This is a genomic window from Longimicrobium sp., from assembly GCF_036399255.1.
Classification (GTDB): Bacteria; Gemmatimonadota; Gemmatimonadetes; order Longimicrobiales; family Longimicrobiaceae; genus Longimicrobium.
The window spans coordinates 33,201-60,080 of the sequence record NZ_DASWNM010000119.1 but is presented as its reverse complement, the minus strand read 5'-3'; the positions used below and the strand labels follow the sequence as shown (position 1 = coordinate 60,080).

Below are 26,880 nucleotides of genomic sequence, written 5' to 3'. Positions count from 1 at the left end.
CGGGGCACCGCGTCGGGCGCAGTTCGGAGTCTTTCGACGTTCGATACCAGACTACACGGGAGAGCGATAGATGGCGGTGGAGATCACGGGCCGGTACGCCGGCGGGCTGAAGGTGGACCTGCGGCACGGGCCGTCCGGCGCGGAGATGCGCACGGCGGCGCCGGTGGACAACAACGGCGACGGCAGCTCGTTCTCGCCCACGGACCTGCTGGCGGCGTCGCTGGGCGCCTGCATGGTGACGGTGATGGGGATCTACGCGCAGAAGAACGGAATCCCCTTCGACGGCGTGGAGTTCCGGCTGGAGAAGCACATGCGCGCCGACCCGCGCCGCGTGGACCGGCTGCCGGTGACCATCCGCATGCCCGCCGCGCTCGACGAGCGGCAGCGCCAGACGCTGGAGAACGTGGCGCTCACCTGCCCCGTGCACCGCAGCCTGCTTCCGGAGATCGAGAAGGACATCCGCTTCGTCTACGAGGTGGAGGCGCCGGCCGAAGTCTGAGCAAAGATCAAGGGAGTGGGCCTCACACGGAGTCAACGGAGTTAACGGAGTTCTCTCGTGCTGATCCCGACATTCCCCTGCAGCCAGCAGGGTGTGTCGGAAACGGCAGGAGAAAACTCCGCTGACTCCGTTGACTCCGTGTGAGGTTTTTTGTTTTCAATCCGTGAACAGTGTCGCTTCCGCGGCCAGCGCGGCGATGCGCTTCTGCGCGACGGGGAGCGCGTAGTCGCCGATGCGGTCCCACGGCACCCAGGCGCAGTCGTCGTAGCGGACGGCGCGGGGCTCGCCCGCTACGACGGTGCAGCGGACGGCGTGGTAGGTGGCGCGGACGTGCGTGAACACGTGCTCCACCACCGCGATCGGCTCGCCGGCGCGGACGGCCAGGTCCACGCCCTCGCCCGCGGCGCGCTCGGCGGCGTGGGCCACGGACTCGCCGTCGTTGCGGATGGCCTGCGGAAACGCCCACATCCCGCCCAGCCGCGCCGCGACGGGGCGGCGCACCAGCAGCACCTCGCCGCCGCGCTGGATGACGGGAACGGCGGTGTCTTCGTGCGGAAGCGGCTTCGCCTTCTTGGGCGCGGGCCGCTCGTTCTGCGTTCCGGCCGCGTACGCCGCGCACAGGTCGCGCACCGGGCACGCACCGCAGCGCGGATTGCGCGGCGTGCAGACCGTGGCGCCCAGCTCCATCACCGCCTGGTTCACGTCCCCCGGCCGCTCGCCGGGGACCAGCGCCGCGGCCATCCGCCAGAGCGCGTCCTCCGCCGGCGCGGGATCGTCCGTCCAGCGCGCAAAGACGCGGCGCACGTTGCCGTCCACCACCGGCTCCGCCCGCCCGAACGCAATCGACATCACCGCCCCCGCCGTGTACCGTCCCACCCCCGGCAGCGCCCGGAACGCCTCCGGATCCCCCGGCACGCGCCCGCCATGCATCGCCGCCACCTGCTGCACCGCGCGGTGAAAGTTGCGGGCGCGCGAGTAGTATCCCAGCCCCTCCCACGCCTTCAGCACGTCGTCCAGCGGCGCCGCGGCCAGCGCCTGCACCGTGGGAAAGCGCTGCAGCCACCGCTCGTAGTACGGGCGCACCGTCTCCACGCGCGTCTGCTGCAGCATCACCTCCGAAAGCCACACGCGGTACGGATCCGCCGCCGCGCCCGGCGCCGCGCGCCACGGCAGGTCGCGGCGGGCGGTGCCGTACCAGGCCAGCAGGCGCGTGCGGAGGGTGGGAAAGTCGAGCAAGGGGATGGGAGTGCGAAAGTGCGAAAGTGCGAAAGTGCGAGAGTGCGAGAGTACGAAAGAATTGAGATCGCGCTGCGCCAGGCGGGGGTCCCCGCTCGCTAGGCTCGCACCCTCTCCCACAAGTGGGAGAGGTAATGGTTACACAACCTGCGGCGCGTTTCCGCTGTTGCGAACTGACCCACGCGCGTTTCCCGAACGGTGCGCCGGCCGCCGCTCACGCGAGCGGGTGAAGCCCCGCCTGGCGAGCCTTGCGAGCCCTGGGCGGGGCTTATGGCCTTTCCAGCCGCGGGTTTCAACCCGCGTGCTGGGCCCCGCGCGAGATCCCGGCCGGCGACCCCTGCACGCGCAACCCTCACTCCGCCGCCCACAGCTCCGGGATGTGCGTCACCACCCAGGCGATGATCAGCAGCAGCACGCCCGCGCCGCAGGCCAGCGCGAACGGCGCGCCCATCCACCGGGCCAGGGCGCCCGCCTGCAGCGCGCCCAGCGGCGTCATCCCGATGAACATGAAGACGTACACCGACATCACCCGCCCGCGCAGCCGGTCGGGCGTGCGGGACTGCAGCAGCGCGTTCACGCTGGCGTTGTTCAGAATCATGCAGAACCCCGCCAGCGCCAGCAGCACCAGCGACAGCGCGTACGTCCGCGACAGCGCGAACGCCATCAGCACCACCGCAAAGGCCGTCGTGGCGCCGATGATCAGCCTGCCGCGGGGAATGCGCGACCGGCCCGACGCCAGCGCCACCCCCGCCACCAGCGCCCCGCTCCCCGTCGCCGCCAGCAGCGAGCCCAGGCCGGGCGCACCCACGCGCAGCACGTCGCGCGCAAACACCGGCAGCAGCATCGCGTACGGCAGCGCCGTCACCGACATCGCCGCGATCAGCCACACCAGCGTGCGCACCAGCCGGTCCGAGCGAATGTAGGCCAGCCCCTCGCGGATGTTCTCCACCGTCGACGTGGTGCGCTCCGCCGGCGTGAACCGCGGCAGCCGCATCATCAGCAGGCCGGTGATGACGGCGATGTACGACACCGCGTTGGCGGCGTAGCAGGCCGCCACCCCCGCCGTCGCGATCACAGCCCCCGCCAGGCCGGGGCCCACGATGCGCGTGGCGTTGAACGCGGCGGAGTTCAGGGCGATGGCGTTGGGCAGGTCCGCCGGGCCCACGAGGTCGACGAAGAACGACTGGCGGGTGGGGATCTCGAAGGCGCTGGCCGTCCCCAGCACGAAGACCAGCGCCAGCAGCACGCCGTAGGTAATGCGCCCCGTCCCCGTGAGCACCGCCAGCACCAGCGCCGCCGCCAGCGCCACGCACTGGGCGATCAGGATGATGCGGCGCTTGTCGTGCCGGTCGGCCAGGTCGCCGGCCCACAGGGTGAACAGCAGCGTGGGGATGGACGTCACCGCCGTCACGATTCCCAGCCGCAGCGCCGAGTTGGTGAGCTCCAGCACCAGCCACCCCTGCGCCGTGGTCTGCATCCACGTTCCCGTAAGGGAAAGCAGCTGGCCGATGTAGAACACGCGGAAGTTGCGGTGCCGCAGCGCCCCGAAGGCGCGCGGCGAAACCGGGGCCTCCCGCGGGCCGTCCGGTGCATCCGGCAGCTGCGTGGGGGGCGCGCGAAACGCGGACGAGGGCGGAACCCCGGCCTCCCGCGCCGCGTCCGCCCCCGGATTGTGCTCCTGCGTAAGGACCTCTGTGCGAGCCGCTGTGCGAAGTGCCTGGTCTGGCTTTATCTTACCGGGCAGGGTCCCCCCGCGCCACCGGCGGGATGGCCCGCAACGTGCGCCGCCTGTTCCCGGCCGACGCCCACCGCCCGAGGTTCCCATGCGCTTTACCAGCTACTCCAAGTTCACCGGCCACATGGCCGACGCGCTGAACCTGCAGGCGCTGCTGGACCAGCTCTCCGACTTCCTGCTGCAGAGCGGGTTCGCGGGCGGCCAGCACTTCAACCCCTGGTGGGGCGAGTTCGGCGGCGACGAGGACGACCGCAGCATGGACGCCCTCAAGGAGGCGCTGCTCAAGGCGCTGCTGGAAAGCGGCCAGCTGACCCCCGAGATGATCAGCGAGCTGCGCGGCGACGGCGAGCCCGACGAGGCCGTCCGCGAGCGCATCGCCGAGCTGCTGGACCGGCTTATCCAGCGGATGGTGGAGGAAGGCTACCTGAACGTCACCGAGCCGCCGCAGATGCCCGCCGGCTACGAGCAGGTGGCTGGCGAGGGCAAGATCGACGAGGCGCGCGAGGCGTCGCGGCAGGTGGAGTTCTCGCTGACCGGCAAGGGCATCGACTTCCTGGGATACCGCACGCTCCGCCAGCTGCTGGGCGCCATGGGCCGCTCGTCGTTTGGCAGCCACGACACGCCGCACCTGGCCACCGGCGTCGAGGCCGAGGCCGCCAGCCGGCAATACGAGTTCGGCGACACGCTGAACCTGGACATCCCCGCCACCCTCAAGAGCGCCCTGGCCCGCGAAGGCCTGCGCGACGACGGCACCCTGCCGCTGGAGTACGGCGACCTGCACGTGCACCAGAGCGAGTACCGCTCCAGCTGCGCCACCGTGCTGATGCTGGACACCAGCCACAGCATGATCCTGTACGGCGAGGACCGCTTTACGCCGGCCAAGAAGGTGGCGCTGGCGCTCACGCACCTCATCCGCACCCAGTTTCCCGGCGACACGCTGAAGGTGGTGACCTTTGGCGACACGGCGGAAGAGATTCCCAGCGGGCGGCTGGCGCACGCGCAGGTGGGGCCGTTCCACACCAACACCGCGGCCGGCCTAAAGCTGGCCCGGCGGCTGCTGCTGGCGCAGAACAAGGACATGCGCCAGATCGTGATGATCACGGACGGAAAGCCCAGCGCGGTGACGCTGCCGGACGGGCGCGTCTACAAGAACTCCATGGGCCTCGACCAGTTCGTGCTGCGCGAGACATTCCAGGAGGTGGGCGCCTGCCGCAAGAGCGGAATCCTGATCAACACCTTCATGCTGGCGCGCGACCCCGCGCTGGTGGCGTTCGTGAACCAGGTAAGCCAGATCGCGCGCGGCAAGGCCTACTTCACCAGCACCATGACCCTGGGCCAGTACATCATGCGCGACTTCCTCCGCCGCCGGACCAAGCGCGCGGGGTGATCGTGCCGCGAGTCACACAGGTTGACGTCTCGGACGCCGCCCTCACGGTCGAGTTGCTGGACGGGCGAACTGTGGCGGTTCCGCTGCTCTGGTTCCCCCGGCTGGCACACGCCTCACCCACCGAGCGAAACCACTGGCGTTTGATTGGTGGGGGAGAGGGCATTCATTGGCCTGACCTGGACGAGGATATCAGCGTTGCCGGCCTGCTGGCTGGCATGGCGTCGGGGGAGAGCCAGCGATCGCTCAAGCGGTGGCTGGAACTTCGCAGCAGTGCGGCCTGAACATTCGGGCCGGATTCAGAGACGGGTGACAAATGCCCTACGATGATCACGCGGTGGACCGTCTTGTCACGTATTCCGTGGAGTACGAAGGGCGGATCATCATCGTCGAAAACGTACCGGCGAGAGTCGATCCGAAACCGGGGAGCGGTTTTACTCGCCGGAAACCGTAGAGCAGTTGCAGGCGCTCGTCTGGAGCGGCCGCCAGCCGGACCGTGTGGCACAGACGCCGGTATTTCAGTTCGCCGCCTAGTCCAACATCCATCCCGCCGGTTTATCCGCATCTAACGGAACATATCCGCGCCCCGAGCGTTTCATCTCGCCGCGCAGGCCCTCGCCACGCGCAGAACCCTCTTTCATCCTCCATACTCCACTTCATGGAGCCCACGATGGAGCAGCCCCATACCTTCGACAGCATCTGGTATCGCGAAAAGCCGGCGACCGAATCCAGCAAGGCCGATCCGTTCGTCCGCGAGCGGGGGCGGCTGGTGGTGGAAGGGGATGCGCTGCGGTTCGAGGGGCGGACGGCGAACCTCGTGCTGCGCAACGTGGAGGCGGTGGAGTACGGGGTGTACGGGACGATGACGAACCCGTCCGTCCAGGTGCGCTACCGCGAGGGCGACCAGGTGCGCCACGCGTGGTTCACCGACGGGCGGCTGGGTGGCTACTCCGGGGTGTTCGGCGGCACGCGGCAGCTGGCGCAGGCGATGAGCCACGTGGGCCCCACCACCTTCCAGGACGAGGCGCCCCGGGCCAGCCAGCGGCGCCTGGCCTGGATTCTGGTGGGGCTCGTGCTGGTCTTCATCGCGCGGGCGCTGCGGGCAGGCTGACCCCGCTCCACTCATTCCACCAATTCAAAGGTGCCGATGGACATCGCGACTTCATTCCGCCGCGGATGGATGCTCGCCCTCCTGCTCTCTCTCGCGGCGCCGGCCGTGGCGCTGGCGCAGCCGCGGGAGGTGATCGGGACCAGCATCACCCTGGAGCCGCCGGCGGGGTTCACGCAGGCGGAGCGGTTCCCGGGCTTCGGGCAGGAAGCGACGCTCGCGTCCATCATGGTGACGGAGCTTCCGGGGCCCTTCAGCGAGATGGACGCACGGCTCACACCGGAGGCGCTTGCGGGGGGCGGGATGACGGTGCGCAGCGCCGACTCGCTGACGGTGGGCGGCCGGCCGGGACGCCTGTTCGCGCTGACGCAGCAGGTGGACGGCGTCGCCTTCGAGAAGTGGGTGCTGGTCTTTGGCGATGACGAGGGCACCGCCTTCGTGACCGGCGCCTACCCGCAGGCATCCGCCGCGTCGCTCAGTGAGCCCATCCGGCTGGCTGTGCTCTCCGCCCGCCGCAGCGGACGCCCCGTGGGAGATCCGTTCGAGGGCATCGGCTTCTGGGTCGATCCCGGCTCGCGCCTGCAGATCGCGGAGCGGATGGGGAACGTGCTCGCGATCAACGACACCGGCACGCTGCCCAACGTCGACGCGGGCGCGCCGTTCCTGGTGGTGGGCTCGTCCATCAGCGAGGTGGAGCTGGATGACGTCGAGGCCTTTTCGCGCACCCGCGCGGCGCGGCTGGGCGACAAGGTGCGGCTTTCCGCCATCACCGGCGGCGGCCCCGTCACCATCGACGGCGGCGCGGGGTGGGAGCTCTTCGCCGACGTCGTCCAGATCGATGACGAGATGCCGATCAGGATGTACCAGGTGGTGATTCCCGAGGGAAACCACTACATCCTGGTGCAGGCCTTCGTGGACGACGCCCGGGCCGCCGAGTTCATCCCCGAGTTCCAGTCCATCGCCCGCACCCTGCGCCGGACCCGGTAAATCCCCAACCCTGAAAAAGAATAATCGTACAGAGGAACAGAGTCAGACAGAGGAAGCGAGATCATGCCTCCACTCGCTTTCTCTGTCTGACTCTGTTCCTCTGTACCCAAAAGATGTTTGTTTTTCCGGATCTGGGCACTCACTCCCGCACTCCCGCACTCCCGCACTTCCGCACTTCCGCACTCCTACCGCTCCACCTCCACGCCCTTCCAGAACGCCACGTGGCCGCGGATGTTGGCGGCGGCGTCCATGGGCTCGGGATAGTACCAGGCGGCGTCGGCGTTCTGCCGGCCGTCCACCACCACGTCGTAGTAGCTGGCGGTGCCCTTCCACCCGCAGACGGTGTGCGTGGCGCTTTCCCGCAGGTAATCGCGGTTCACGGCCTCCGCCGGAAAGTACACGTTGCCCTCCACCACCTCGCAGCGGTCGCTCTCGGCGATCACGGCGCCGTTCCACGTTGCACGGGCCATCGGCTCCTCCCGGTTTTCGGTTCAAAGGGGTTGATGATGATGATCAGCGCCGCAGGATCTGGCCCGCGCGCGCGGCGGCCGAATCCAGCGCGGCGTACGGCGAAAGCCGGCCGGACGCCACGTCGTAGATGAACGCGCGCTGCCGCATGCGGTCTTCCTCCACCTCCGCGCCGGCCGGGGGCTCCAGGGCGTACACCAGCATTCGCCCGGCGTCCAGCACATGGTGCGATTCGTAGCGCAGCGGGGGCCTGAGCACGGGGCGGAGGTTCTTTCCATCCAGATCGGAGACGTACAGCGCGGAGGCGTCGCGCTCGTCCAGACGGCCGTTGCGGTTGGCGTCGTCCAGCGACAGCACGTACGAGATCCACGGAGGACCGGCGGGCAACTCCATCCCCGGCGCTGGATCCGGCTGTGGATAGGACACGCGGTGGATGAACGCCGGCCGGTCCAGCAGCAGCCGCGCGCCTGCCGCATCCAGGAACATCACGTTCACCTCGGCGCCGGGACGCCGGCCCTCGTCGTCGTAGTCGCCGCTCAGACCCGGGCCGTAGGTGTGCCCGGTTCCGTACCCCACCATCACGATGCGCGTGGCGGTCCCGCGGATGGGCATCGGCGGCCCGTAGCGCACCGCCCGCGGCTCCTCGCGCGGCGCGCGGTTCTCGCTGGCAACTTGCACCGCCGCGTCGCCCGCGCCCCGGTTGCCGATCCACTGCGCCAGGATCATCACGCCCCCGGCAGCCAGGAGCGTCAGCAGCAGGACGCCGATGGCCAGCCAGAGCAGCTTGAGGGTGCGGTCCAGCGACGGCTTCATCATGGGATAACGAGGAGGGATGTGGGAGCCGCCGAAAGGTGAGCGGGGCGCGGCACCCCGGCAAGGAGGGCCGCGCCCCGCACGTCGTTCATCGGCCAGCCTTCATCGCGAGGCGGCGGGGGTGACGAAGCGGGCCAGGTACGGCTCCGCCAGGACCAGGTCCAGGTCCGGTGAATCGTCCACGAACTCGCGCAGCAGGGGGCCGTGGCCGCTGCCCATGATCACCAGCACCCGCTCGCCCGGCTGCGCCACCCGGGCGATGTTGGCGAAGATGTACAGGTTGCGCGCGTACCAGTTGGCCACTTCTTCCGCGCCCTTGTACGCGGTGTCGCGTCCAACCGTCGCCATCACCATGTACCAGCCGTGCATGCTGTCCGCGCGCGCCCCGTTCGCCTCGGCCAGGATGCCGCCCATGGGCGTGGTGGCCATGCGCGCGTTCATCTCGGCGATCACGCGCTGCACGGTCGCGCCCATGCGCTGCGCCATCTCGCCCTGCCCGTTCTGCGCGGCAAACTGCATCACCCCGCCCACGTCCATGTCCATCCGGTAGTCCACCGGGTACACGCGCTCGTGCCCCAGCATGCCGGCCAGCCGGTAGCCCAGCTGGTCGATCTCGTTTCGCCTCAGCGTGTAGCTCCCCGCACGGTAGGCACGGTACTGCGCGTTGACCGCCGAGTCGCGGCTGGGCGGCACCTCGATGGCGATGCGGGTGGGCCGGAACTCCGCCAGCGCCTGCGCCACCGCGGCGATCTCGGCCTGCCGGTGCGGGGCCAGCACGTCGTCCACGGCGGGGTTGGCGTAGTCCAGGCCGGGGTTGTCCATGTGGTGCGTGCCCAGGATCATCACCTGCGCCCGCGGCGGGGCGGATTGCGCGTGCGCCGGCGCGGCGGCGGAAAACAGCAGAACGGCAAGAACGGCAGCCCTGGTCGGCATCGGATCGGCTCCGCAAACGTGAGGTTGGATGATGAGATGCGCCGCGGCCCTCCCGGCGTGACGCGGCGTACGGGCGAGGCGCGCGGCGGGTTTCGGACCCTCCCCGCGGACGCTGGTGTGCTTCGGCAGGATGCGGCGCGTTCGGCGGGCGTGCCGTCCAGCACGCCTCATCCTCGGGCGGGTAAACCCGCGGCTGGAAAAGCGGGAAGCCCCGCAAACTGCGCGGGGCTGCGCGAGAAGCCGGGATTGGAGCGGCTGGAATCTCCCTGTCGCTAACGGATGCGGCATATCCTTCACCCCTTCACCCCTTCACCCCTTCACCCCTTCACCCCATCACCCCTTCACCCCATCACCGCACGAACACGTACAGCCCGCGATACACGGCCATGTTGCGCGTGAGAATCTTCACGTAATCGCGCGTCTCGGTGAAGGGAATGCGCTCCGTGAACAATTCCTCGTCGCGGTACTCGGGGTACTGGCTCCAGGTGCGGATGCGCCCCGGTCCCGCGTTGTACGCCGCGAACACGCTGGGGAGCGAGCCGTCGTACGCGCGCATCTGGTCCGCAAGAAAGCGCGTGCCCAGCGCCACGTTGATCTCGGGGTTGAAGAGCAGGTCCGCGTCCCAGTCGCGGATGCCGGCGCCCGACGCCAGCCCGCGACCCGTTTCCGGCATCACCTGCATCAGCCCGCGCGCGCCGGGGCCGGAGACGGCCGTGGCGTTGAACCACGACTCCTGGCGGATCATCGCCGCCACCTGCGCCGGATCCAGCCCGCGCAGCTTCGCCTCGCCCTGGATGATCCCGCGGTAGGGAAGGGGATACAGGATGCGCAGGAAGCGCGCGCCCACCGGCTCGTCGCGCTTCTGCATCTCCAGCGCGATGCGGATGCCCTGCGAGGTGTAGCCGCGCTCGTTGATGGACTCGGCCAGCGGGTACAGCAGCGCGCGGTTCTCGCCCGCCTCGCGGACGCGCCGCTCCACCTCGGCCTTCGCTTCCGCGTCCAGCCCCGCCGCGCGGAGAAGGTCCACCGCGTACATCCACTGCGCCACCGTCCGCCGCGACGCCGCGTCGTCCGGCACGGAATCGCGCAGGGGGATGGGCCAGAACGCCTGCTTCAGCCGCTCCGCCGAGCGCAGCGCGTAGTACGACAGCGGCTCGCGCTGGCGCACTTCGCGATAGAGCGCGGCGGCCCCGGCGGTGTCGCCCCGGGCGGCGCGGGCGCGGGCGGCCCAGTACGTCGCCTGCGGCCAGTACGCCTCGACCGAGCGCCCGCGGTCGAACGCGGCCTGCGCGCCGGCGTAGTCGCGCGCGTTCATCTGCATCCCGCCCAGCCGCATCAGCGCCAGCCCCGCGCGCTCCGTTCCCGGCGCGAGGTCCGCCGTGCGCTGGTAGCCCGCGCGCGCGCCGGCCGCGTCGCGCGCGTCGTGCGCCATGTCGGCCACCAGGAACAGCGCCTCCGCCGCGCCGCTGGTCCCCGGATAGCGGTCCGCCGTGCGCAGGAACGTCGCCCGCGCCTGCGCCCGGGCATCGCGGCGGTACTGCGCGCGCCCCGTCAGGAACATCGCCTCGGCGCCCACGGCCGGCGCGGCGGCGTACAGCGGCGCCGCGGCCGCATCCACCTCGGCGTAGCGCCCGGCGGCGAACAGCGCGCGCACCATCCGCAGCCGCACGTCCTGGTTCCCCGGGTTCGCCGCCAGAAAGGCGCGGTAGCCCTCGAGGGCGCGCGGCTTGTTCCCCGCGCGGTCGTACACCGTGGCGATGGCCAGGCGGTCGTTGACGCCCAGCCCGCCCAGCCCGTTCAGCAGCCGCGCGGCGTCCACCGACGGCGACGCGGCGAGGGCGGCGCGGAGCGCCTGGCGGGCGGCCGCCGTGTCGCGCAGCTGCAGCATGGCCTGCGCGGCGGCCACGTCCAGCGCGGCCCGCTCCGCCGGCACGTCCGTCTCCCGCGCGAACTCGACCGCCAGCGCGCGTGCGCCGGCCACGTCGCGCGCGGCCAGGTGCGCGCGCAGGCGGGCGGCGCGGGCGCGGGCGGGGACCGGCAGCTCGTCCTCTTCCGCCGCCAGGAAGGCGCGGACGCGGGCGGTGTCGCCCCGCTCCGCCAGCGCCTCGGCCGCCAGCGTCGCCACCCAGCCGGCGACGGCGGGGATCTGCCCGCGGGCCTGGTCCAGCGCGCGCACGCCCTCGTCCTCGCGCCCGGCGCGCATCAGCGCCAGCGCGTGGCGCAGCTGGCCCACGGCCCGCTCGCCGCGCAGCTGGGCGTTCCCGGTGTCCGGCCGCAGCGAGACGTACTTGCCGTACGCCTGCGCCGCGCGGTCCCACTGGCCGGCCTGCTCCCAGGCGCGGCCCAGCAGGTACCAGCCGTCGCCGCCGCCGGTGCGGTCCAGCCAGGGCTTGTCGCGCAGCAGGTCGAACACGTTCTCCCAGCCGCCCCACGCCGCCTCGGCCTTGGCGGCCACCAGCAGCAGCTCGGGGTCGCTCTGCGGCGTGGTGAGCTCGCGCAGGCGGCGGGCGGCGCGCCAGTTACGCTCCTGCGCCAGCAGGCCGGCGACGTCGGCCGGCAGCTCGGGGCCGCGCACCAGCGCGGTGGCGGCCGCCGCGGGCGCGCGGGGGCGCTCGGCGGGCGGGTCGGGATCACCCAGGCGGGTGGCGGCCCACACCAGTACGGGCACCAGCACGACCCCGGCCGCGGCGATGATCTGGTTGCGTTGCGTCATCATTGCCGCGCGCAGGCTGCGAATCGTGTGCCTTGAGGGGCAGGGAATAGGGAACAGGGAATAGGGAATAGCGGGAAACGGCACCGGGGTTGCCGTTTGGGACGGCGGGATCAAGGGTGGGATGACGCCGGATTCAGGAGCAGGGGATGATCCAGGCCGCGCAGAAGCCGGAGATGGTGGAGCAGGCGGTGCACGCCATCGCCCTGGCGGTGGAAATCGGCGGGGTACTGATGCTGGTGCTCACCGCCATCGTCGCCACGGCGCTGCTTTTTCGCGACTGGCGGCGAGAGGGGACCTTCGCCCCGGCGTACCACGCCTACCGGCGCAATCTGGGGCGGGGAATTCTGCTGGGACTGGAGTTCCTGGTCATCGCCGACATCATCGGCACCGTCGCCATCGAGCCCACCTTCCGCAACCTGGGCGTGCTGGGCCTCATCGTTCTCATCCGCACCTTCCTGAGCTTCTCGCTGGAGGTGGAGATCGAGGGCAAGCTGCCGTGGAAACAGCGCGACAGCGGGGGCGGACCGCGCGGCGAGGTCCACACGGTGTAGACCCTCAGGCAGGGGCCGGGCGCATCGAAGAGTATCGTGCCGCGCCCGAGGCGGCCCCCTCCCCCGGCCCCTCGTTCCTCGGGAGAGAGGAGAATTCGATCCGCTCTGAGAAACCTGTGGGTCGCGTCACCCTCCCCCGCGCAGTTTGCGGGGGAGGGCCGGAGGGGGGCGCCGGCCGACGCGCCGGAATCGTGTTCCGACGCGCCGGAGCCTGCCTCTGTCTTACTGGGCCGAGCTGCTGGTGACGTTGCTGACGTCGCGGTGAATCTTCCACTCGCCGCCGGGCTGGCGCTTCCATCCCACCATGTACTTGCCGCGGTCGACGATCGTTCGGCCGCCCACGTCGTACGTCATCACCGTGGTGCCCGTCTCCAGCGCGTAGTCGCCAAAGAACTGCACCTCCTGCACGTTCGCCACGATGCCGCGGTACTTCACGAATCCAAAGAAGCCGGCCAGCGCCTGCTCGATGGCCGCCTTGCCGGCGACCGGCTCCACGCCGGGCAGCATCAGCACGGCGTCGTCGGCGAACAGCGCGGCGGCGGCCACCGCGTCGCCGGCGACGAAGGTCTTGATGAGCCGGGCGTTGTTCTGGTCGATGACCCGGCGGATGTGGGCGGGATCGGCCGCCTGCGCGGCGAGGGAAGGGGGCGCATCGGGTGCGCGGGTGGACTCGGTGGGCGCGGTGTCGCAGGCCGCCAGCAGGACGAACGGAAGCACGCGGCCCCAGCGGGCCACAGGGAGTGCGATGGACATTTCGAGAGGCTCCAGAAAGGCAGGATTGAGGCGGCACTGGCCCGGCGGGGTGCCGGCGCCTCTTGCGTGCCGGCCATGGGACGGCTGGAGCCTAGAGAATGTTCGATGGCGGAAACAGCGTTAATCCAAGCATAATCCCCGCGCCTCCGCCCAGCGTAACCCGCACGTTGTCGTCCAGCGGCAGCGGCGCGAACTCGATGGCCGCCGCGACCGCCGCGCCCAGCAGCGCCGCGCCCAGCGAGACGGCGGAGGGCGCCAGCATCCACATCGCCACCCCCACGCCCACGTCCACGGCGAGCCCGGCGGCGAAACCCTCCCAGCTCTTGCCCCAGCCCGTGCGGTGGCGCCCCCAGCGCTTGCCCGCCAGCGCCGCGGCCGCATCGCCCAGCCCGTTGAACAGCATGGCCGCCACCGCCACCGGCTTGGGAAAGAGCAGCAGGGCCGCGGCGTAGGCCAGCGCCATCCACGTGGCCCCCGCCAGTCCGTGCCGCTCGTGATGCCGCAGCATCGTCCGCGTGTGGCGGAGGAAGTGGTAGCGGAACGGGCGAATGCGGTGCCGCGCCAGGTCGATGGCCAGCGCGAGCAGCGCCACCGGCACCAGCAGGCTGATGGCGACGGGGCGGGGAAGCAGCCACACCAGCAGCGGCACCGCCGTGGACGACACGTGGATGGCCTTGCGGGCCAGCTCGCGCTTCATCCGCGGCGGCGGGTCAGGAGGTTGGGACGCATGGGCGCCAAGCTAGGCGCTCACGGCCGGATGAGGAAGTCCGCCAGCAGCGCGTTCACGCGGTCCGGCACCTCCGCGGCCACCCAGTGGCTGGCTTCGGGAATGCGCTTGATGCGCAGGTTGGGCACCCACTCCTCCAGCCCGTGCGTGTTGCGGATGGAAAGCGCCTGGTCGCGCTCGCCCCAGATGAGCAGCGTGCGATGGTCGATGCGCCGCGTGGGCGGGCCGGGATAGCGCGCGGCGGCGCGGTAGTAGTTCAGCATGGCCGTCAGCGCCCCCGGCCGCCCCGCCGACGCCTTGTAGCGGCGGATGTCGTCGTCCGTGAACGCGCCGGGCCGCACGCTGGACGCGCGAAAGATGCCCTCCAGCATCGCGAAGTCGTTGCGCCGGATCGCCATCTCCGGCAGCACCGGCACCTGGAAAGCCGCCGCGTACCAGGAGCGCAGCATCTGGTCCGGCTTGCGGATCTCGCGCCGGAACACGGCGGGATGGGGCGCGTTGAGGATGGCCAGCCGGTCCACGCGCTCCGGCGAGATCATCGCCAGCCACCAGGCGACGATGCCGCCCCAGTCGTGCCCCACCACGTGCGCCCGCTGCAGCCCCGTCTGGCGGATGAGCCCCTCCACGTCCGCCACCAGGTTCTCCATGCGGTACGCCGATACGCCGGACGGCTTGTCCGACAGGTTGTAGCCGCGCAGGTCCGGCGCGATCACGCGAAAGCCCGCGTCCGCCAGCGGCTGGATCTGCCGCCGCCATTCCCACCAGAACTCGGGGAAGCCGTGCAGCAGCAGCACGGGCGCGCCGGACCCGGCCTCCACCCAGTGCAGCCGTACGTTGTTCACCAGCGCCTCGTGGTGCGCCCACCCCGCCTCGTCCGCCGCCGCCATTGCCTGCCTCCGCGTCTCGTGCGCCCCGCCATCGCTTCCCCGACGGCAGAAGCAACGACGGGGCCGGAGGGTGTTGCGCGCCGGCTCAGCGCCCGATGCCCGAAGGGCTTGACACCGGCCGCGCGGCGTAGTACACTTTGTTCAGTTACACCCCCTCGCCTGCTGGTTGAGGTGAGCATTACAGCCCCGGGGAGCTTCGGCTCCCCGTTTTTTTGCCCCACCCCGGCCTTCGCTCCTTATGCTCCCTCGCGTAAAGATCTTCATCGACTTCTGGAACTTCCAGCTGTCCTGGAACGAATTCCACGCCCGGCACGGCAGCAGCCAGCTGGTGCGCATCCCGTGGTCTCCACAGCTCCCCGACGTGCTGGTGCGCCGCATCGGCCCCGAGGCGGTGTACGCGGGAACGCACGTGTACGCGTCGTGCAGCCCCGGGCACATGGCCGATCAGAAGCTGCGGCGGTTCTTCAACGTGATGGACGGGTTCACCGGCTACGACGTGCTGCTGAAGGAGCGGGCGCCGCGCAGTCCCGCGCGCTGTCCCAACCCCGCGTGCCGCCTGCCCGTCTCCACCTGCCCTCACTGCCACGAGCCCATCCAGCGGACAGTGGAGAAGGGGATCGACACCGCGCTCGCGACGGACCTGATCCGCTTTGGGCTGGATGGACACTACGACCGCGCGATCCTCATCGCCGCGGATGCCGACCACGTGCCTGCGGTGGAGTTCCTGGGCAACCGCGCCAAGCAGATCACGCACGCGTGGTTTCGCGGGCAGGCCACGGAGTTGCGGAACGCCTGCTGGGAGCACGTGCACCTGGATGACATGATGCCCGAGCTGCTGGGATGGAGATCGCCCCATGCGGAGCGCGAGAACCGCGCGGCTTGAGGCACGTCATGCTGGATGGTGCCTGAGAGGGTGTTGCCAAACCTCCCAGCGTGATTGACTTCCTGAGGGAGGCTCCACCCGTAACTCGCTTGTACACTGCACCCTGGCGCCGACCGAAGGACCTCGCCAGCACAACGACGGGGCTGGTGCCGTGCCCTGATCTGGCCCCTGCGCCACCGAGACGAGGTCCTTCGGTCGCGCGCAGGTGATTGTGTGGAATCGGGTTACACGTTGTGCGCTCCCTCAGGAAGTCATCGCTTCTTTGTGAGTTTGGGGGCTTGGCAACACCCTCTGAGAGCAGCAAGGTTACTGCCGCACCTGTGGCGATTCGGCGCGCGGCAGGGTCAAAAGAGATGGAGGAGCAGACCGTCCTCCCAGGCACCTCGAAAACGAGCCCGCCCGGCAGCTGCCGGGCGGGCTCGTTTCGTAGGCCATCCATCGTGCTCCCGGCGGATCAGCCGTCGCCACCGAAGACGGGGAGGTCGGGGATCACCCGCAGGGCGCTCGGGTCCTCCGGCTGGCCGTTGGTGGCCGGCGCGGCGGCGGCGGCCTGCTGCTGCTGCATCATGGCGGTGGCGGCCATGATTCCGGCCGGCCCCATGCTCTCTACCATGGTGCTGGGCACCACCATCATCCCGCCCTTCTGCTTGAGGCCTTCGTACAGGATGTTCATCTGCCGCAGCTGCAGGGCCACCGGGTTGGCCTGGTAGGGCTCCGCCGCCTTTTCGAACAACCGCGCGATCTCCACCTCGGCCTCGCCCAGGATGATGCGCGCCTGCTTTTCGCGCGCCGCCTGCGCCTCGCGCGACATGGCGTCCTGCAGCGACGCGGGGATCACCACGTCGCGCATCTCCACCGAGTGCACGCTTACGCCCCAGGGGGTGGTGCGCTCGTCGATCAGCGCCTGCAGCTCCTTTTCGATGTGCATGCGCCCGCGCAGCAGCTCCGTAAGGCTGGTGCGGCCGATGATGTCGCGCAGCGCCGTCTGCGCCGCCCAGCTGACCGCCTGCCGGTAGTCCTGCACCTCCAGCGCCGCCTTCTCGGGGTCGTACACCGTCCAGAACAGCACCGCGTCCACGTTTACCGGCACGGCGTCGCTGGTCAGCGTCTGCTCGGCCGCAAAGGGGCTGGTCACGGTGCGCTGGTCTATCCATGCCGCCACCTGGTGTACGCCGGGGATCACCCAGAACACGCCGGGGCCCTGCATTCCCACGTAGCGCCCGAACTTCAGGACCACCGCGCGCTCCCACTGGTTGGCGATCTTGGGCGAGAACATGGCCACCGCGCCGATGGCCACGCCCGCCACCGCGGCCATGATGCTGCCGGTGGCGGCGGCGGTGGCCAGCCCGGCCGCCGCGGGGCCCGCCAGCGCCAGCGTGGCCAGCACGTTGCCGCGCGGCGCCTTGATTTCGGGCGCCACGATGCCCGCGCTGGACGTCTTGAAGGGAACCAGGTCGGTTGCCATGTATGGAACTCCTTGGGGGTTACGGCCTGCGCCGGCTGTCCAGGTGGATGATGACGTCGTCCAGCGAAAAGCCCAGCTCCGAGGCCTGGCGCAGGAACGCGTCCTCCAGGGCGCTCAGCTCGCCGAACCGCTCTTCGCGGCGAATGGCCTCGGGCGACGCCCTCACTACGATACCTACCCCGCCCACGGTTTCGAGTACCCGCTGCTGCTCCAGCTCCGCGTACGCGCGGGCCACGGCGCTGGCCGCCACGCGCAGGTCCACCGCCAGCTGCCGCACCGTGGGCATGGGCTCGCCGGGGCTCATCAGCCCGGCCGCCACCGCCGAGCGCACCGTGCGGACGATCTGCGCCTCGACGGGCGTGGGGTCTGAGGGATCGATGCGGAACATGCGTGAGCGGTGCGGGACGATGAAGGGATGCGGCTGTGGCGCGTGCGCGTCAAGGTGCACCGCATTCGTGTGCAACGAGTTCACGACGATACGGACGGCCCCGGGTTGCGGACGCGCAGGCGGACTTCGTGTGGATGTTGCAGCGAAGCAGCGAATATGCTCGTTGCGAATCCAACCTGGTAACGTGCCGTCCGCCCGCTGGAGCGAATGAATTCGCCGCTGGAAAATCGCAAAGTCCGCCTGCGCGGACTCGGCGGCCAGGAAGCATGCGGCGTCCAAGGCACCTGCGCGTCCGCTACCGGGACGATTACCAGATCAGGTTCGCAATGGGCATTATTCGCCCGTGCAGGCGGACGGCACGAAATCCGGCGACTCCCTTTCGCACTCCCGCACTCCCTACCGAACCACCAGCTCCCCCTCCGCCGGCCTCTCCCCCGTGGCCGCCCAGGCGCGCAGGGCGTCGAACGCGGCGCCCACCTGCGCGGGCGTGTAGGCGCAGTGGCCGTCCGCCACCACGAACGTGGCGGCAAAGCGGTCCGCCGTTCCCGCCAGCTGCGTCTGCGCGCGGTAGCGGTCCATCTGCTGCGGCTCCACCGTGGCGTCGTAGGTGGTGTGCATCGCCAGCACGGGATCCTCCACCCGCCCCGTCGGCGAGTACCAGGCGCGCAGGTACGCCACCGCCTCCGCATCCGCCGCGTAGCGCCGCACGCCGCGGCTGCTGGCCGCGTCGTCGCCCAGGCCGGCGTAGACGGTGCCGCGGTTGTCGAACGGGTTGCCGCCCGCGCGCTGCTGCAGCTCGCGCAGGATCACGGAATAGAACCACACCAGGCCCGGAATGCTCTGCGGGCGCAGCGCAAAGCGGCGGGCCAGCGCCTCCGCGCGCTCCGGGTGCGCCTGCGTGGCGGCCACGATGGCGTCGCGCGTCGCGGGCGGCGCGGAGGGAAGGTCGCCCAGTCCGCCGGGCGCGGCGGTCAGCACGCCGGGATACAGGTACTCGTACGCCGCCAGCAGGTCGAACATCCGCAGCTTCAGCACCTCCAGCGGCGGGCTCAGCACGCCGCAGAGGGGAAGCGCCCCGTCGTAGTCCCCCGGCTGCCGCTCGATGATGCCCAGCGTGATCAGCCCGCCCATCGAGTTGCCGGTGACGAAGGTGCTGTCCGGCGCACCGTAGCGGCCGACGAAGCGGCGGCGCAGCGCCTCCGTATCTTCCAGCGCCTCGCGCACGGCCCATCCCTGCGCGCGGTACCACGACTGCGCAAAGGCGAACCCCCGCGAGGTGAACGCTTCCCGGAAGCCCGCGTGGCGCGGCGCCATGGGCTCGAAGGGCGTCCCCACGATCTCGTAGCCGTGCGCGTACATCACCAGCCCGCCGTTCCACCCCGCCGGGATCTCGATGCGGTACGGCGCCCCGGCGATGGTGCCGGTGTCGACCACCGTCTGCGCAAAGCGAGCGGCGGCGGGGGCGCGGGGCGACGCGGATGCGCAGCCGGCGGCGGCGAGCGCCAGCAGGGCGGCGGTCAGGCGGTGTGGGCGCATGGGGTGCGGAACGGCGGATGGACGGGAGGCGTGGAGCGGGGAGGATAGGGCGCCGCGCGGGCGCGGGGCAATCACGCCTGCTCGGGATGGTCTTCGCCGAGGGCCAGGGTACGCAGCGCGGCTTTGCGGCGGATCTCCATCGGTGCGTTGTCCAGCGCCTCGATCCCCTCCATGGTGAACCCGTCCGCCGGGTCGAAGCCCAGCGTGGCCATCAGCTCGCGGATGTAATCCTCCTCAAGCCCGCGGTCGCGGATGCGCTCCCCGATCTCGTCGTCCGTCATCATCTGCCGATTCTCCGTTCTCATTGCTCCCTTACGCCCCGTACACCGCGGCTTCCGGGCCGTGCCCGGGACAGGTGAAAGGGTGAACGGGTGAACGGGTGAACGGGTGAACGGGTGAACGGGTGAACGGGTGAACGGGTGAACGGGTGAACGGGTGAACGGGTGAACGGGTGAACGGGTGAACGGGTGAACGGGTGAACGGGCGACGGCGCAGCCCCGGGCTTCGTCCACCACACGGCCCCCGCACCCCCGGGGATTGATAGCCGGGGCTGGTTTGCGAGCCCTGGGCAGGCTTGCGGCCGTTCTAGCCCAGGATTTAGCCCGGGGTGGCTCCCCACGTCGGATCCATCGCGGATTCCCGCGCCCACCCACAATGCCATCGCACCCCTTCACCCCTTCACCCCTTCACCCCTTCACGAAGAAAAGCGCCGCGCGCCCGAGCGGGCACGCGGCGCCTTCCAATCCGCTCCGGAGCCGCGGCTCAGGAGCTCGTCGCCGGGCGCTCCTGCATCATGCGGCGGATGGGGATGATCAGCGCGGCCAGCAGGGCGGCGGCCACCATCAGCGACAGCGTGGTGGTGGTGAACAGCCGCGGCATCTGGTCCAGCTTCTCGGGATCCACGTGGCCGCCCACCAGGCCGCCGATCAGCGTTCCCACCGACGAGGCCAGGAACCAGATCCCCATCATCTGCCCCACGAACTTGCGCGGGGAAAGCTTGGTCATCGAGCTCAGGCCCACCGGGCTCAGGCACAGCTCGCCGACCGTCTGGAAAAAGTAGCTGCCCACCAGCCACCAGGGCGAGACCAGCACCGTGCCGCCGCTGGCGACCACGCGGTTGGCCGCAAAGATCATCAGCAGAAAGCCCAGGCCGGCGAAGAACAGGCCGGCCGAGAACTTGGCCGGGCTGCTCAGGTCGCCGCGGTTGCGGGCCAGCGTCACCCACAGCGCCGCGAACACGGGGGCCAGCAGGATGACGAACGCCGAGTTGATGGACTGGAACCAGGTGGCCGGCATCTCGAAGCCGAAGACGGTGCGGTCGGTGAAGTCGGCCGCGAACAGGTTCAGCGAGGTGGGCGCCTGCTCGAACGCCGACCAGAAGATGGCGGCGAACACGAACAGCACCACGATCACCGCCACCCGCTTCTTCTCGTCGCCGTTCAGCCCGCCGAACATGAAGATGTAGGCAAAGTATACCACGGCCGTGCCCACCAGCACGAAGGTCATGTATCCGCCGATGACCTGCGCGTCCAGCGCCAGCATGCCCATGGCGCCCAGGATGAAGACCAGGGCGATGATGGCCGCCATGGCCCACAGCACCATCTTGATCTGCCCCTCCTGCCGCGCCTGTACGGCGGGGTCGGGGTGCAGCGTGGGCTTTTCGCCAAGGTCGCCCAGCGTGCTGGGGGCGCGCATGGTGTAGATGACCAGCCCGGCCAGCATGCCCACGCCCGCCGCGCCGAAGCCCCAGTGCCAGCCGATGCGCTCGCCCAGGAAGCCCGTGATGAGCTGGCCCGCGAAGGCGCCCAGGTTGATGCCCATGTAGAAGATCGAGAAGCCCGCGTCGCGCCGGGCGCCGCCCTCGGGATAGAGGTCGCCCACGATGGCGCTGATGTTGGGCTTGAGCAGCCCCGTGCCGCAGACGATGAGCAGCAGGCCCAGGAAGAAGCAAACCTTGCCCGCCGTGCCCTGCCCCGCGAAGCCGGAGAGGCCGATGGAGAAGTGGCCGGCGGTGATCAGCACGGCGCCCCACCAGATGGCGCGGCGCAGCCCCAGCAGCCGGTCGGCCACCCACCCGCCGGGAAGCGAGGCCAGGTACACCAGCGAGCCGTAGATGCCCACGATGGCCGACGCCTGCCCGCGGTCGAAGCCAAACCCGCCCTGGGCCAGCGACGCCGCCATGAACAGCACCAGCAGGGGGCGCAGCCCGTAGTACGAGAAGCGCTCCCACATCTCGGTAAAGAACAGCGTCGACAGGCCGCGCGGATGGCCCATGAAGCCGGTGTCCTGCGAAGCCGCGTGCGGCGTTCCGCCGCCGCCTGCGTACGCCTGGGAGGGGTGCTTGCTCATGCGGGTAGAAAAGGTCGGGGTTGGCTGGCGCGCGCATGGATGCGCGCGTCCGCGGCAGGGAGCCGCGGTGTTGGCTGCAAGTGGATGCCGGGTTTTTCTTGCGTGCGGACCGCGCAATGTACAGTATGCCCGCGCCCCGCGCCACCGCCGCGTGGGGCGGCGCGATCGGCGCTCTGCGTACCGTCGGCGGAGGACGGGAGTTCCGGAATGTCTGAAGTGGATGCGCCGTTCGCGGCGGAGCTGGCGGTGGCGATGGACGCGGCGGCCGCGGCGGCGGAGCTGATCCGCGCGCGCGGCGGGGCGCTGGAGGTGCGCGAAAAGGGCCGCGCCGACCTGGTGACGGCCGTGGACGAGGCGGCGGAGCGTGAGATATCCGCCCGCATCCGCGCCCGCTTTCCGTCCGACGCCATCGTGGGCGAGGAGCTTTCGTCCGCGCGGGTGCACGCGGGGCGGCGCTGGTACGTGGACCCGGTGGACGGCACCACCAACTTTGTCCACGGGCACCCGTTCGTCTGCGTCAGCATCGGCTTCGCGGACGACGAGGGGGTGGCGGCGGCGGTGGTCCACGCGCCGCTGCTGGGCGAGGTGTACCATGCCGTGCGCGGCGGCGGCGCCTGGATGAACGGCGAGCCCATCCATGTGACGGAGGTGGACGACGCCCGCCGCGCCCTGCTGGCGACGGGCTTTCCGTTCAAGAGCGGCAAGGGCGACCTGGATGCCTACATGCTGCTGGTGGCCGACGCGGTGCGCGGCACGCACGACGTGCGGCGGGCGGGGAGCGCGGCGCTGGACCTGGCGTTCGTGGCGGCGGGGCGGGTGGAGGGCTTCTTCGAGATCGGCCTGGCGCCGTGGGACGTGGCGGCGGGGATGCTGCTGGTCACCGAGGCCGGCGGCCGCGTGACCGGCTGGCCCGGCGACGCCGATTCGCCCCTGGAGTCCGGCCGCGTCCTCGCCAGCAACGGCCGCATCCACGGCTGGATGGAAGCGCTCGCCGCCAGGCACCTGCCGCGTCTGGGCTCCTGAGGTCTCTCGGGCTGATCTCCACCAAAAGCCAAGCCGTGACTTCCTGAGGGAGCGCACCGCGTGCACCCAGAAGTCCCGCCACCCCCTGCGCGCGACCGAAGGACCTGCTCTCCGCCTGCAAGGGGCCGGCTCTTCGGCAGAGATCCAGCCCACACTCCTGCCGGCGAAAATCGGTCGGCGCCCTGACTCGTACGGCGCTCGGTGGGCAGGTAAAACGCCGGCTGCACCCAATCTGTCATTCCGAGGGAGCGCCGCGCGATCCCATCCTCACCACCGCACCCGGCGCGCGACTGAGGAATCTACTTTCCGCTTCCTCGTGGCCTGTCGCGACGCCCCGGACCGGCCCTGTCCGGCGGTTTCGCCGCCGCCGGCTGCACCCAATCTGTCATTCCGAGGGAGCGCCGCGCGATCCCATCCTCACCGCCGCACCTGGTGCGCGACCGAGGAATCTACTTTCCGCTTCCTCGTGGCCTGTCGCGACACCCCGCACCGGCCCTGACCGGCGGTTTCGCCGCCGCAGCGATGTTGCGGGCTACCGCGTCAGGGCTCGCGCGAGCAGACGGTAGATTCCTCGGCCCTGCAACGCGCGGTGTGATCGTCCGGTCGCGGTGTGACCGGGCCTCGGAATGACAGACCTGAGTCCGGTCTAAAAAGTCCGGAGCGGCGGCGGATGCCTCGGATTTGAGGGTCCTCCGCAGTATCCCCAAGTCGAGATCGTGCGTCGAAGGGCATCCTCCGAAGCCGACTTCTCCACACCTGTGTGGATCAAGCGGCATAGGCGACTTCTTGGACCGGACTCAGACCTGGTTTCCACCCCTCGTTTTCATCGAGCAGCGTGTGCACCGCGCTGCACTCGAGATCAGGGTGCCCGCAGCGACAGGTTGTGGCGCACGCTGTCCGGCGGATGCCGCTGCGGGGTGGGCACGGTGATCCGCGTCGTGTCGGAGCTCGCCAGCCCGCTTCCGGCGGGCGCCAGCGCCACCAGGCGGATGCACGTCTGCGCATCGCCGCCCGATCCGCCGGTCAGAAGGCGGTAGCGGCCGGCGGCGTCGGTCTGGACGTCGCGGCTCTCCACCGCCGTCTGGCATCCGGGCGGGCCCGCGTCCGCGTGCACCGTGGCGTCAGCCACCGGCGCGCCGCCGGGCGTGCTGACGGTGCCGTACACGATGACGTAGGGCGGCGGAAGTGAACAGCCGCACAGGCTCACCGGATCGGCGGTGCACGCCACGGCGGCGGCAAGCGCGAGGGCGGCGTACGGGCGGCGAAGGCGGATGCGAGGCATGGAGCGGGACGGGTGCGAGCCGGGTGGGTCGATGCCGGGGCCGCGCTGAGAACGCGCCACCCGGCCTCTCCCGGACGCTTACGGCGTGGCGGACGCGGAGAAGACGCGGGGGGCCAGGCAGGTGACGCGGCTGGGGCCGGGCTGTAGCGTCATGTAGTCCACCACCAGGCGAACCCCCGGCACCAGCCCGGCGTTGGCCAGCGCGCACTGCAGCGCGCCAAAGCCGGGCGCCGCGCCGTGCAGGTGCACGTCGCCGTCGTTCACCTCGGCGCGAATGCGGCCCGCGCCGATGGAAGGCTCCGCATCAAGCCGCGCCTCCACCTCGCGGCGGATGGCCTCTTCCTGGACGGCGCGCTCCTGCACCTGCGCGGGCGTCAGCGGCGGCTCGCCGCCGCCGAACAGGGCGCACCCCTGGACGAGCGCCGCCGTGGCAGCCACCATCATCATCCTGACCGTCTTCGGGAGGAGCCGCGCCATCCGATCATCATCCGGGGAAACTTTTTGCCACCGAGCCCGTCTTAATCTAAGGTGGATGCGGGTCTCCTGAAACGGGTGGATTTCGCAATCGGCAGGCCAGCCGCGGAAACGCCGCGGAATTCGCGCAGAGCCAGGCATGAACAGATACTTCGACACCACGCGCACGCACACCTACTCGCTGCTGTTCGCGCTCCCCCTTCTCGTCCTCTACGAGCTGGGGGCGATGATGATCGCGGACCGCGGGGGAGGCATGCGCAACGGCGCCGACGTGCTGCTGCGCACCCTGCTGGCCGCGGGCGGGCTGCAGGGAACGCTGGCCTTTACGGCGGCGCTGGCGCTGGGCGCCGGGGTGCTGGTGGGGCTGGAGCGCAAGAAGAAGCGTGTGCCGCTGCGCACCGGCTACTTTGGGCTGATGATGGCGGAGAGCGCCGCGTATGCCCTGCTCTTTGGCGGGATGATCGCCATGGCCACGCACGCGCTGCTGGGCGGCGTGGTGCGCATGGCGGCGGACCAGGGCGCCATCGAAAAGCTGCCGATGCTGGACGGCGTGGTCCTGTCGCTGGGCGCCGGCATCTACGAGGAATTGCTGTTTCGCGTGCTGCTGACGGGCGGCCTGTTTGCGCTGCTGGTGGCCGCGGGGATGCGCAAGTCCACCTCCGGCGTGGTGGCGGTCGTGGTATCGGCCTTCATCTTTTCCGCGTTCCACTACGTGGGGCCGTACGCGTATCCGCTGGAGCTGAACAGCTTTACCTTCCGCTTCCTGGCGGGGCTGGCGTTCAGCGCGCTGTACATGGTGCGCGGCTTTGGCGTGGCGGCGTGGACGCACGCGCTGTACGACGTGTTCCTGGTGGTGGCGGGGCAGGGGTAGCGCTTCCGGCCCCGCGCGCCGGATGATACCTTCTGTTTTCCAGAACGCATCGTCCCCCGCCGGGAGCACGCCGTGGACCAGATGGAAACCCAGTTCTACACCGAGCGCCAGATCCGCGACCTGAGCGGCGCCGTGGAGCAGCTGCGCGCGGGGCGCGAGACGGTGCTGCGCGACTGGATGGAGCGGGTGCGCGCCAACCAGACCATGGTGACGGGGCAGGCGCTGAGCGAGCCGCTGCTGCTGGACCACGTGCCGCAGCTGTTCGACGCCATCCTGGACCGGCTCGAGATCAACCGCTCGCGCGAAGACGCCGAGCAGTTTGCCACGGTGCACGGCTTTGCCCGCCGGCTCACCGGCTACAACATCGCCGAGACGGTGCTGGAACTGCTGATGTTCCGGCGCGCCATATGGGCGCACCTCACGGCGGTGGGCGCGCAGGTGGAAGGCGCCTACGCCGCGATGGAGCAGATCGACGGCATGGTGGACCGCGCCGTGCTCGCCTCGCTGAACGCCTTTCTGGACCCCTCCGCCGCCATGCTGGAGCGCGAAGGCGGCGCGTCGGGAGATTCGGCGGATGCGGGAGACGCGGCGGCTTCGGAGGAGGGCGGCGGGAAGGCGGGCTGAGTTCACGCTGCGTCGGCCGGGCGCCCCCTCCGGGCTCGCATTACTCGCCCACCTCCCCCAAAACTGCTGGGGGAGGTTGATGCAGAGCAGGGGATGGAGGTTCATCGGATGGATCGCGCTGCGTCCGCTGGGCGGCCCCCCACCCCGGCCCTCCCCCGCAAACTGCGCGGGGGAGGGTGACGCGGCCGACAGGCCTTTCGGAGCGGGATCGAATTCTCCCCTCTCCCCGAGGAACGAGGGGGCCGGGGGAGGGGGCGCCCAGCGGACGCAGCCCGATCCATGCGGTCGAGCCTCGGGACCATCGGTCTCCCAACCTCCCCCAGGGTTTTTGGGGGAGGTGCGAGCCTAAGCGAGCGGAGGGGGCGCCGGCCGACGCAGCTCGATCCCGTCCGCCGAGCCCGGCGTTTCAAACCCGGCCGTGGTGGAATGCATCCACTGCTGTGACAAAACGATGGAACCGTTCCGGACCCCTCGCGGGTACGTACCGCTCCGCGGAGTGGTCCGCGCTGTGATCCGGAATCACAAAACGACAGAAATCCTCGACAGAGAAGCCGTGCCCATGCGCCGTACCCTTGTCCTGCTTCCCGCGTTCGCCCTGCTGGCCGCCTGTGACGGCGACGGCGGCGGAACCGGATCCGACCCGCTGCGCCCGGAAGAGGTGGCGGGCGTGTACAGCCTGTGCACGCTGCGCTTTCAGCCGTCGCAGACGGCGCTTCCCGTGGCCGACCTGCTGGCGACCGTGGTCGACACCACGCCGCCCGCCGGGCGTCCGGAGGCCACCATCGCCCTGGCGCCCAACGGAACGTACGACCTGGCGTACACCGCGCAGCAGACGTCCTTCCTGGAGCAGTTCCGCGGCTCCATCCACTACCGCCAGGACGCGGTGGTGCTGAGCGTGCCCCTGCAGGAGCAGGCGTCCATCCTGCTGCTGCCGCGCTCGCTGACGCTGAACTACAACGCGGGTGCCCGGCGGCTGACGTCGGACACCAGGGTTCCCCACGCCGTGGCGCGCGCGGAGTACGCGCGGGCGGCGGGGATCAGCGAGGAGGGGCTGCAGAACTCCATCAACGGGACCACGGCCGCGGTGTTCTCCGCCGGCGCCTGCCCCTGACGCGGCGACCGGATCCGTCAACCGAGGGTAACAACGCCGGGCCCGTCGCGATGGCTGCGCGGGCCCGCTTGTTCATCCAT

Annotated in this window: 28 protein-coding genes; 12 read left to right on the top strand and 16 right to left on the bottom strand. The window is 70.5% G+C overall.

Going from position 1 to position 26,880, the window contains the following annotated elements; translation table 11 throughout:
- The first annotated feature begins 70 nt into the window (after window positions 1–70).
- The gene (locus tag VGC13_RS21765; protein WP_331127398.1) at window positions 71–499 is read left to right on the top strand and encodes an OsmC family protein; all 429 of its coding nucleotides are present in this window, start codon (window positions 71–73) and stop codon (window positions 497–499) included.
- A 156-nt stretch (window positions 500–655) separates the two neighbouring features.
- Here VGC13_RS21765 and mutY read toward each other — a convergent pair whose 3' ends face one another.
- Both mutY and VGC13_RS21755 read right to left on the bottom strand, forming a co-directional pair.
- Window positions 656–1,735, bottom strand: coding sequence for an A/G-specific adenine glycosylase (mutY, locus tag VGC13_RS21760; protein WP_331127397.1), 1,080 nt, complete (start codon window positions 1,733–1,735; stop codon window positions 656–658).
- 352 nt (window positions 1,736–2,087) lie between these two features.
- Entirely contained in the window at window positions 2,088–3,560 is a 1,473-nt protein-coding gene (locus VGC13_RS21755; protein ID WP_331127396.1) for an MFS transporter, read from the bottom strand.
- Between VGC13_RS21755 and VGC13_RS21750 the strand changes: the two genes are divergently transcribed.
- The 5 genes from VGC13_RS21750 (at window position 3,559) to VGC13_RS21735 (ending at window position 6,949) form a co-directional block, all read left to right on the top strand.
- Window positions 3,559–4,857: a vWA domain-containing protein gene (locus tag VGC13_RS21750; protein ID WP_331127395.1), complete on the top strand. Its 1,299-nt coding sequence runs from the start codon at window positions 3,559–3,561 to the stop codon at window positions 4,855–4,857. The two genes, VGC13_RS21755 and VGC13_RS21750, sit on opposite strands and share 2 nt — an antisense overlap.
- A complete protein-coding gene (locus VGC13_RS21745) occupies window positions 4,854–5,138 on the top strand; it encodes a DUF2442 domain-containing protein (RefSeq protein ID WP_331127394.1) in 285 nt (94 codons plus the stop codon). The genes VGC13_RS21750 and VGC13_RS21745 overlap by 4 nt, the downstream gene beginning before the upstream one ends.
- A gap of 32 nt (window positions 5,139–5,170) precedes the next feature.
- The gene (locus VGC13_RS33520) at window positions 5,171–5,308 is read left to right on the top strand and encodes a YgiT-type zinc finger protein (RefSeq protein WP_349264253.1); all 138 of its coding nucleotides are present in this window, start codon (window positions 5,171–5,173) and stop codon (window positions 5,306–5,308) included.
- A 216-nt stretch (window positions 5,309–5,524) separates the two neighbouring features.
- Window positions 5,525–5,965: a hypothetical protein gene (locus VGC13_RS21740; protein ID WP_331127393.1), complete on the top strand. Its 441-nt coding sequence runs from the start codon at window positions 5,525–5,527 to the stop codon at window positions 5,963–5,965.
- A gap of 69 nt (window positions 5,966–6,034) precedes the next feature.
- Complete coding sequence (locus VGC13_RS21735; RefSeq protein ID WP_331127392.1) at window positions 6,035–6,949, top strand: hypothetical protein; 915 nt, start codon at window positions 6,035–6,037, stop codon at window positions 6,947–6,949.
- A gap of 185 nt (window positions 6,950–7,134) precedes the next feature.
- Here the strand turns inward: VGC13_RS21735 and VGC13_RS21730 are convergent, their stop codons facing one another.
- The 4 genes from VGC13_RS21730 to VGC13_RS21715 all read right to left on the bottom strand — a co-directional run bounded on the left by VGC13_RS21730 (window position 7,135) and on the right by VGC13_RS21715 (window position 11,876).
- The gene (locus VGC13_RS21730) at window positions 7,135–7,419 is read right to left on the bottom strand and encodes a DUF427 domain-containing protein (RefSeq protein WP_331127391.1); all 285 of its coding nucleotides are present in this window, start codon (window positions 7,417–7,419) and stop codon (window positions 7,135–7,137) included.
- Between the two features lie 43 nt (window positions 7,420–7,462).
- Window positions 7,463–8,233 (bottom strand): hypothetical protein, encoded by a 771-nt coding sequence (locus tag VGC13_RS21725; RefSeq protein ID WP_331127390.1) that lies wholly within the window; start codon window positions 8,231–8,233, stop codon window positions 7,463–7,465.
- A 99-nt stretch (window positions 8,234–8,332) separates the two neighbouring features.
- Window positions 8,333–9,163 (bottom strand): DUF5694 domain-containing protein, encoded by an 831-nt coding sequence (locus VGC13_RS21720; protein WP_331127389.1) that lies wholly within the window; start codon window positions 9,161–9,163, stop codon window positions 8,333–8,335.
- A 349-nt stretch (window positions 9,164–9,512) separates the two neighbouring features.
- Window positions 9,513–11,876, bottom strand: a complete 2,364-nt coding sequence (locus VGC13_RS21715) for a lytic transglycosylase domain-containing protein (protein WP_331127388.1) — start codon at window positions 11,874–11,876, stop codon at window positions 9,513–9,515.
- 146 nt (window positions 11,877–12,022) lie between these two features.
- Between VGC13_RS21715 and VGC13_RS21710 the strand changes: the two genes are divergently transcribed.
- A complete protein-coding gene (locus tag VGC13_RS21710) occupies window positions 12,023–12,427 on the top strand; it encodes a DUF1622 domain-containing protein (protein ID WP_331127387.1) in 405 nt (134 codons plus the stop codon).
- Window positions 12,428–12,649: 222 nt separating this feature from the next.
- Here VGC13_RS21710 and VGC13_RS21705 read toward each other — a convergent pair whose 3' ends face one another.
- The 3 genes from VGC13_RS21705 to VGC13_RS21695 form a co-directional block, all read right to left on the bottom strand.
- A complete protein-coding gene (locus tag VGC13_RS21705; RefSeq protein ID WP_331127386.1) occupies window positions 12,650–13,180 on the bottom strand; it encodes a nuclear transport factor 2 family protein in 531 nt (176 codons plus the stop codon).
- 91 nt (window positions 13,181–13,271) lie between these two features.
- Window positions 13,272–13,877: a hypothetical protein gene (locus tag VGC13_RS21700; RefSeq protein ID WP_331127385.1), complete on the bottom strand. Its 606-nt coding sequence runs from the start codon at window positions 13,875–13,877 to the stop codon at window positions 13,272–13,274.
- Between the two features lie 50 nt (window positions 13,878–13,927).
- Window positions 13,928–14,794: an alpha/beta hydrolase gene (locus VGC13_RS21695; RefSeq protein ID WP_331127384.1), complete on the bottom strand. Its 867-nt coding sequence runs from the start codon at window positions 14,792–14,794 to the stop codon at window positions 13,928–13,930.
- A gap of 238 nt (window positions 14,795–15,032) precedes the next feature.
- Between VGC13_RS21695 and VGC13_RS21690 the strand changes: the two genes are divergently transcribed.
- Window positions 15,033–15,677 (top strand): NYN domain-containing protein, encoded by a 645-nt coding sequence (locus VGC13_RS21690; protein WP_331127383.1) that lies wholly within the window; start codon window positions 15,033–15,035, stop codon window positions 15,675–15,677.
- Window positions 15,678–16,131: 454 nt separating this feature from the next.
- On the opposite strand, the gene VGC13_RS21685 is transcribed toward VGC13_RS21690, so the two are convergent.
- The 5 genes from VGC13_RS21685 to VGC13_RS21665 form a co-directional block, all read right to left on the bottom strand.
- Window positions 16,132–17,142 carry a slipin family protein gene (locus VGC13_RS21685; RefSeq protein ID WP_331127382.1) on the bottom strand — a complete coding sequence of 337 codons (1,011 nt, stop codon included), beginning with the start codon at window positions 17,140–17,142 and terminating at the stop codon, window positions 16,132–16,134.
- Between the two features lie 19 nt (window positions 17,143–17,161).
- Window positions 17,162–17,530: a GntR family transcriptional regulator gene (locus tag VGC13_RS21680; RefSeq protein WP_331127381.1), complete on the bottom strand. Its 369-nt coding sequence runs from the start codon at window positions 17,528–17,530 to the stop codon at window positions 17,162–17,164.
- A gap of 396 nt (window positions 17,531–17,926) precedes the next feature.
- Window positions 17,927–19,066, bottom strand: coding sequence for a DUF6351 family protein (locus VGC13_RS21675; protein ID WP_331127380.1), 1,140 nt, complete (start codon window positions 19,064–19,066; stop codon window positions 17,927–17,929).
- 71 nt (window positions 19,067–19,137) lie between these two features.
- A complete protein-coding gene (locus VGC13_RS21670; protein WP_331127379.1) occupies window positions 19,138–19,371 on the bottom strand; it encodes a hypothetical protein in 234 nt (77 codons plus the stop codon).
- Window positions 19,372–19,828: 457 nt separating this feature from the next.
- Window positions 19,829–21,415: a peptide MFS transporter gene (locus tag VGC13_RS21665; RefSeq protein ID WP_331127378.1), complete on the bottom strand. Its 1,587-nt coding sequence runs from the start codon at window positions 21,413–21,415 to the stop codon at window positions 19,829–19,831.
- A gap of 207 nt (window positions 21,416–21,622) precedes the next feature.
- Here VGC13_RS21665 and VGC13_RS21660 point away from each other — a divergent pair, with 207 nt between their 5' ends.
- On the top strand, window positions 21,623–22,438 hold the full coding sequence (locus VGC13_RS21660) for an inositol monophosphatase family protein (protein ID WP_331127377.1): 816 nt from the start codon (window positions 21,623–21,625) through the stop codon (window positions 22,436–22,438).
- 859 nt (window positions 22,439–23,297) lie between these two features.
- Here the strand turns inward: VGC13_RS21660 and VGC13_RS21655 are convergent.
- Window positions 23,298–23,780 (bottom strand): carboxypeptidase-like regulatory domain-containing protein, encoded by a 483-nt coding sequence (locus VGC13_RS21655; protein WP_331127376.1) that lies wholly within the window; start codon window positions 23,778–23,780, stop codon window positions 23,298–23,300.
- A gap of 18 nt (window positions 23,781–23,798) precedes the next feature.
- Complete coding sequence (locus tag VGC13_RS21650; protein ID WP_331127375.1) at window positions 23,799–24,197, bottom strand: BON domain-containing protein; 399 nt, start codon at window positions 24,195–24,197, stop codon at window positions 23,799–23,801.
- Window positions 24,198–24,333: 136 nt separating this feature from the next.
- Here VGC13_RS21650 and VGC13_RS21645 point away from each other — a divergent pair, with 136 nt between their 5' ends.
- The 3 genes from VGC13_RS21645 (at window position 24,334) to VGC13_RS21635 (ending at window position 26,800) form a co-directional block, all read left to right on the top strand.
- On the top strand, window positions 24,334–25,065 hold the full coding sequence (locus tag VGC13_RS21645) for a CPBP family intramembrane glutamic endopeptidase (protein ID WP_331127374.1): 732 nt from the start codon (window positions 24,334–24,336) through the stop codon (window positions 25,063–25,065).
- 81 nt (window positions 25,066–25,146) lie between these two features.
- Window positions 25,147–25,689 (top strand): RsbRD N-terminal domain-containing protein, encoded by a 543-nt coding sequence (locus tag VGC13_RS21640; protein ID WP_331127415.1) that lies wholly within the window; start codon window positions 25,147–25,149, stop codon window positions 25,687–25,689.
- Window positions 25,690–26,248: 559 nt separating this feature from the next.
- The gene (locus VGC13_RS21635) at window positions 26,249–26,800 is read left to right on the top strand and encodes a hypothetical protein (RefSeq protein ID WP_331127373.1); all 552 of its coding nucleotides are present in this window, start codon (window positions 26,249–26,251) and stop codon (window positions 26,798–26,800) included.
- The last annotated feature ends 80 nt before the right edge of the window (window positions 26,801–26,880 follow it).

Excerpts from the sequence above, each read along its gene's own strand:
- VGC13_RS21680 (WP_331127381.1), bottom strand. The coding sequence starts at position 17,530 with ATGTTCCGCATCGATCCCTCAGACCCCACGCCCGTCGAGGCGCAGATC.
- VGC13_RS33520 (WP_349264253.1), top strand. The coding sequence starts at position 5,171 with ATGCCCTACGATGATCACGCGGTGGACCGTCTTGTCACGTATTCCGTG.
- VGC13_RS21650 (WP_331127375.1), bottom strand. The coding sequence starts at position 24,197 with ATGGCGCGGCTCCTCCCGAAGACGGTCAGGATGATGATGGTGGCTGCC.
- VGC13_RS21670 (WP_331127379.1), bottom strand. The coding sequence starts at position 19,371 with ATGAGAACGGAGAATCGGCAGATGATGACGGACGACGAGATCGGGGAG.
- VGC13_RS21735 (WP_331127392.1), top strand. The coding sequence starts at position 6,035 with ATGCTCGCCCTCCTGCTCTCTCTCGCGGCGCCGGCCGTGGCGCTGGCG.
- VGC13_RS21755 (WP_331127396.1), bottom strand. The coding sequence starts at position 3,560 with ATGGGAACCTCGGGCGGTGGGCGTCGGCCGGGAACAGGCGGCGCACGT.
- VGC13_RS21740 (WP_331127393.1), top strand. The coding sequence starts at position 5,525 with ATGGAGCAGCCCCATACCTTCGACAGCATCTGGTATCGCGAAAAGCCG.
- VGC13_RS21645 (WP_331127374.1), top strand. The coding sequence starts at position 24,334 with ATGAACAGATACTTCGACACCACGCGCACGCACACCTACTCGCTGCTG.
- VGC13_RS21685 (WP_331127382.1), bottom strand. The coding sequence starts at position 17,142 with ATGGCAACCGACCTGGTTCCCTTCAAGACGTCCAGCGCGGGCATCGTG.
- VGC13_RS21750 (WP_331127395.1), top strand. The coding sequence starts at position 3,559 with ATGCGCTTTACCAGCTACTCCAAGTTCACCGGCCACATGGCCGACGCG.
- VGC13_RS21640 (WP_331127415.1), top strand. The coding sequence starts at position 25,147 with ATGGAAACCCAGTTCTACACCGAGCGCCAGATCCGCGACCTGAGCGGC.
- VGC13_RS21715 (WP_331127388.1), bottom strand. The coding sequence starts at position 11,876 with ATGACGCAACGCAACCAGATCATCGCCGCGGCCGGGGTCGTGCTGGTG.
- VGC13_RS21665 (WP_331127378.1), bottom strand. The coding sequence starts at position 21,415 with ATGAGCAAGCACCCCTCCCAGGCGTACGCAGGCGGCGGCGGAACGCCG.
- VGC13_RS21695 (WP_331127384.1), bottom strand. The coding sequence starts at position 14,794 with ATGGCGGCGGCGGACGAGGCGGGGTGGGCGCACCACGAGGCGCTGGTG.
- VGC13_RS21690 (WP_331127383.1), top strand. The coding sequence starts at position 15,033 with ATGCTCCCTCGCGTAAAGATCTTCATCGACTTCTGGAACTTCCAGCTG.
- VGC13_RS21635 (WP_331127373.1), top strand. The coding sequence starts at position 26,249 with ATGCGCCGTACCCTTGTCCTGCTTCCCGCGTTCGCCCTGCTGGCCGCC.
- VGC13_RS21730 (WP_331127391.1), bottom strand. The coding sequence starts at position 7,419 with ATGGCCCGTGCAACGTGGAACGGCGCCGTGATCGCCGAGAGCGACCGC.
- VGC13_RS21675 (WP_331127380.1), bottom strand. The coding sequence starts at position 19,066 with ATGCGCCCACACCGCCTGACCGCCGCCCTGCTGGCGCTCGCCGCCGCC.
- VGC13_RS21765 (WP_331127398.1), top strand. The coding sequence starts at position 71 with ATGGCGGTGGAGATCACGGGCCGGTACGCCGGCGGGCTGAAGGTGGAC.
- VGC13_RS21705 (WP_331127386.1), bottom strand. The coding sequence starts at position 13,180 with ATGTCCATCGCACTCCCTGTGGCCCGCTGGGGCCGCGTGCTTCCGTTC.
- VGC13_RS21700 (WP_331127385.1), bottom strand. The coding sequence starts at position 13,877 with ATGAAGCGCGAGCTGGCCCGCAAGGCCATCCACGTGTCGTCCACGGCG.
- VGC13_RS21725 (WP_331127390.1), bottom strand. The coding sequence starts at position 8,233 with ATGATGAAGCCGTCGCTGGACCGCACCCTCAAGCTGCTCTGGCTGGCC.
- VGC13_RS21710 (WP_331127387.1), top strand. The coding sequence starts at position 12,023 with ATGATCCAGGCCGCGCAGAAGCCGGAGATGGTGGAGCAGGCGGTGCAC.
- VGC13_RS21720 (WP_331127389.1), bottom strand. The coding sequence starts at position 9,163 with ATGCCGACCAGGGCTGCCGTTCTTGCCGTTCTGCTGTTTTCCGCCGCC.
- VGC13_RS21660 (WP_331127377.1), top strand. The coding sequence starts at position 21,623 with ATGTCTGAAGTGGATGCGCCGTTCGCGGCGGAGCTGGCGGTGGCGATG.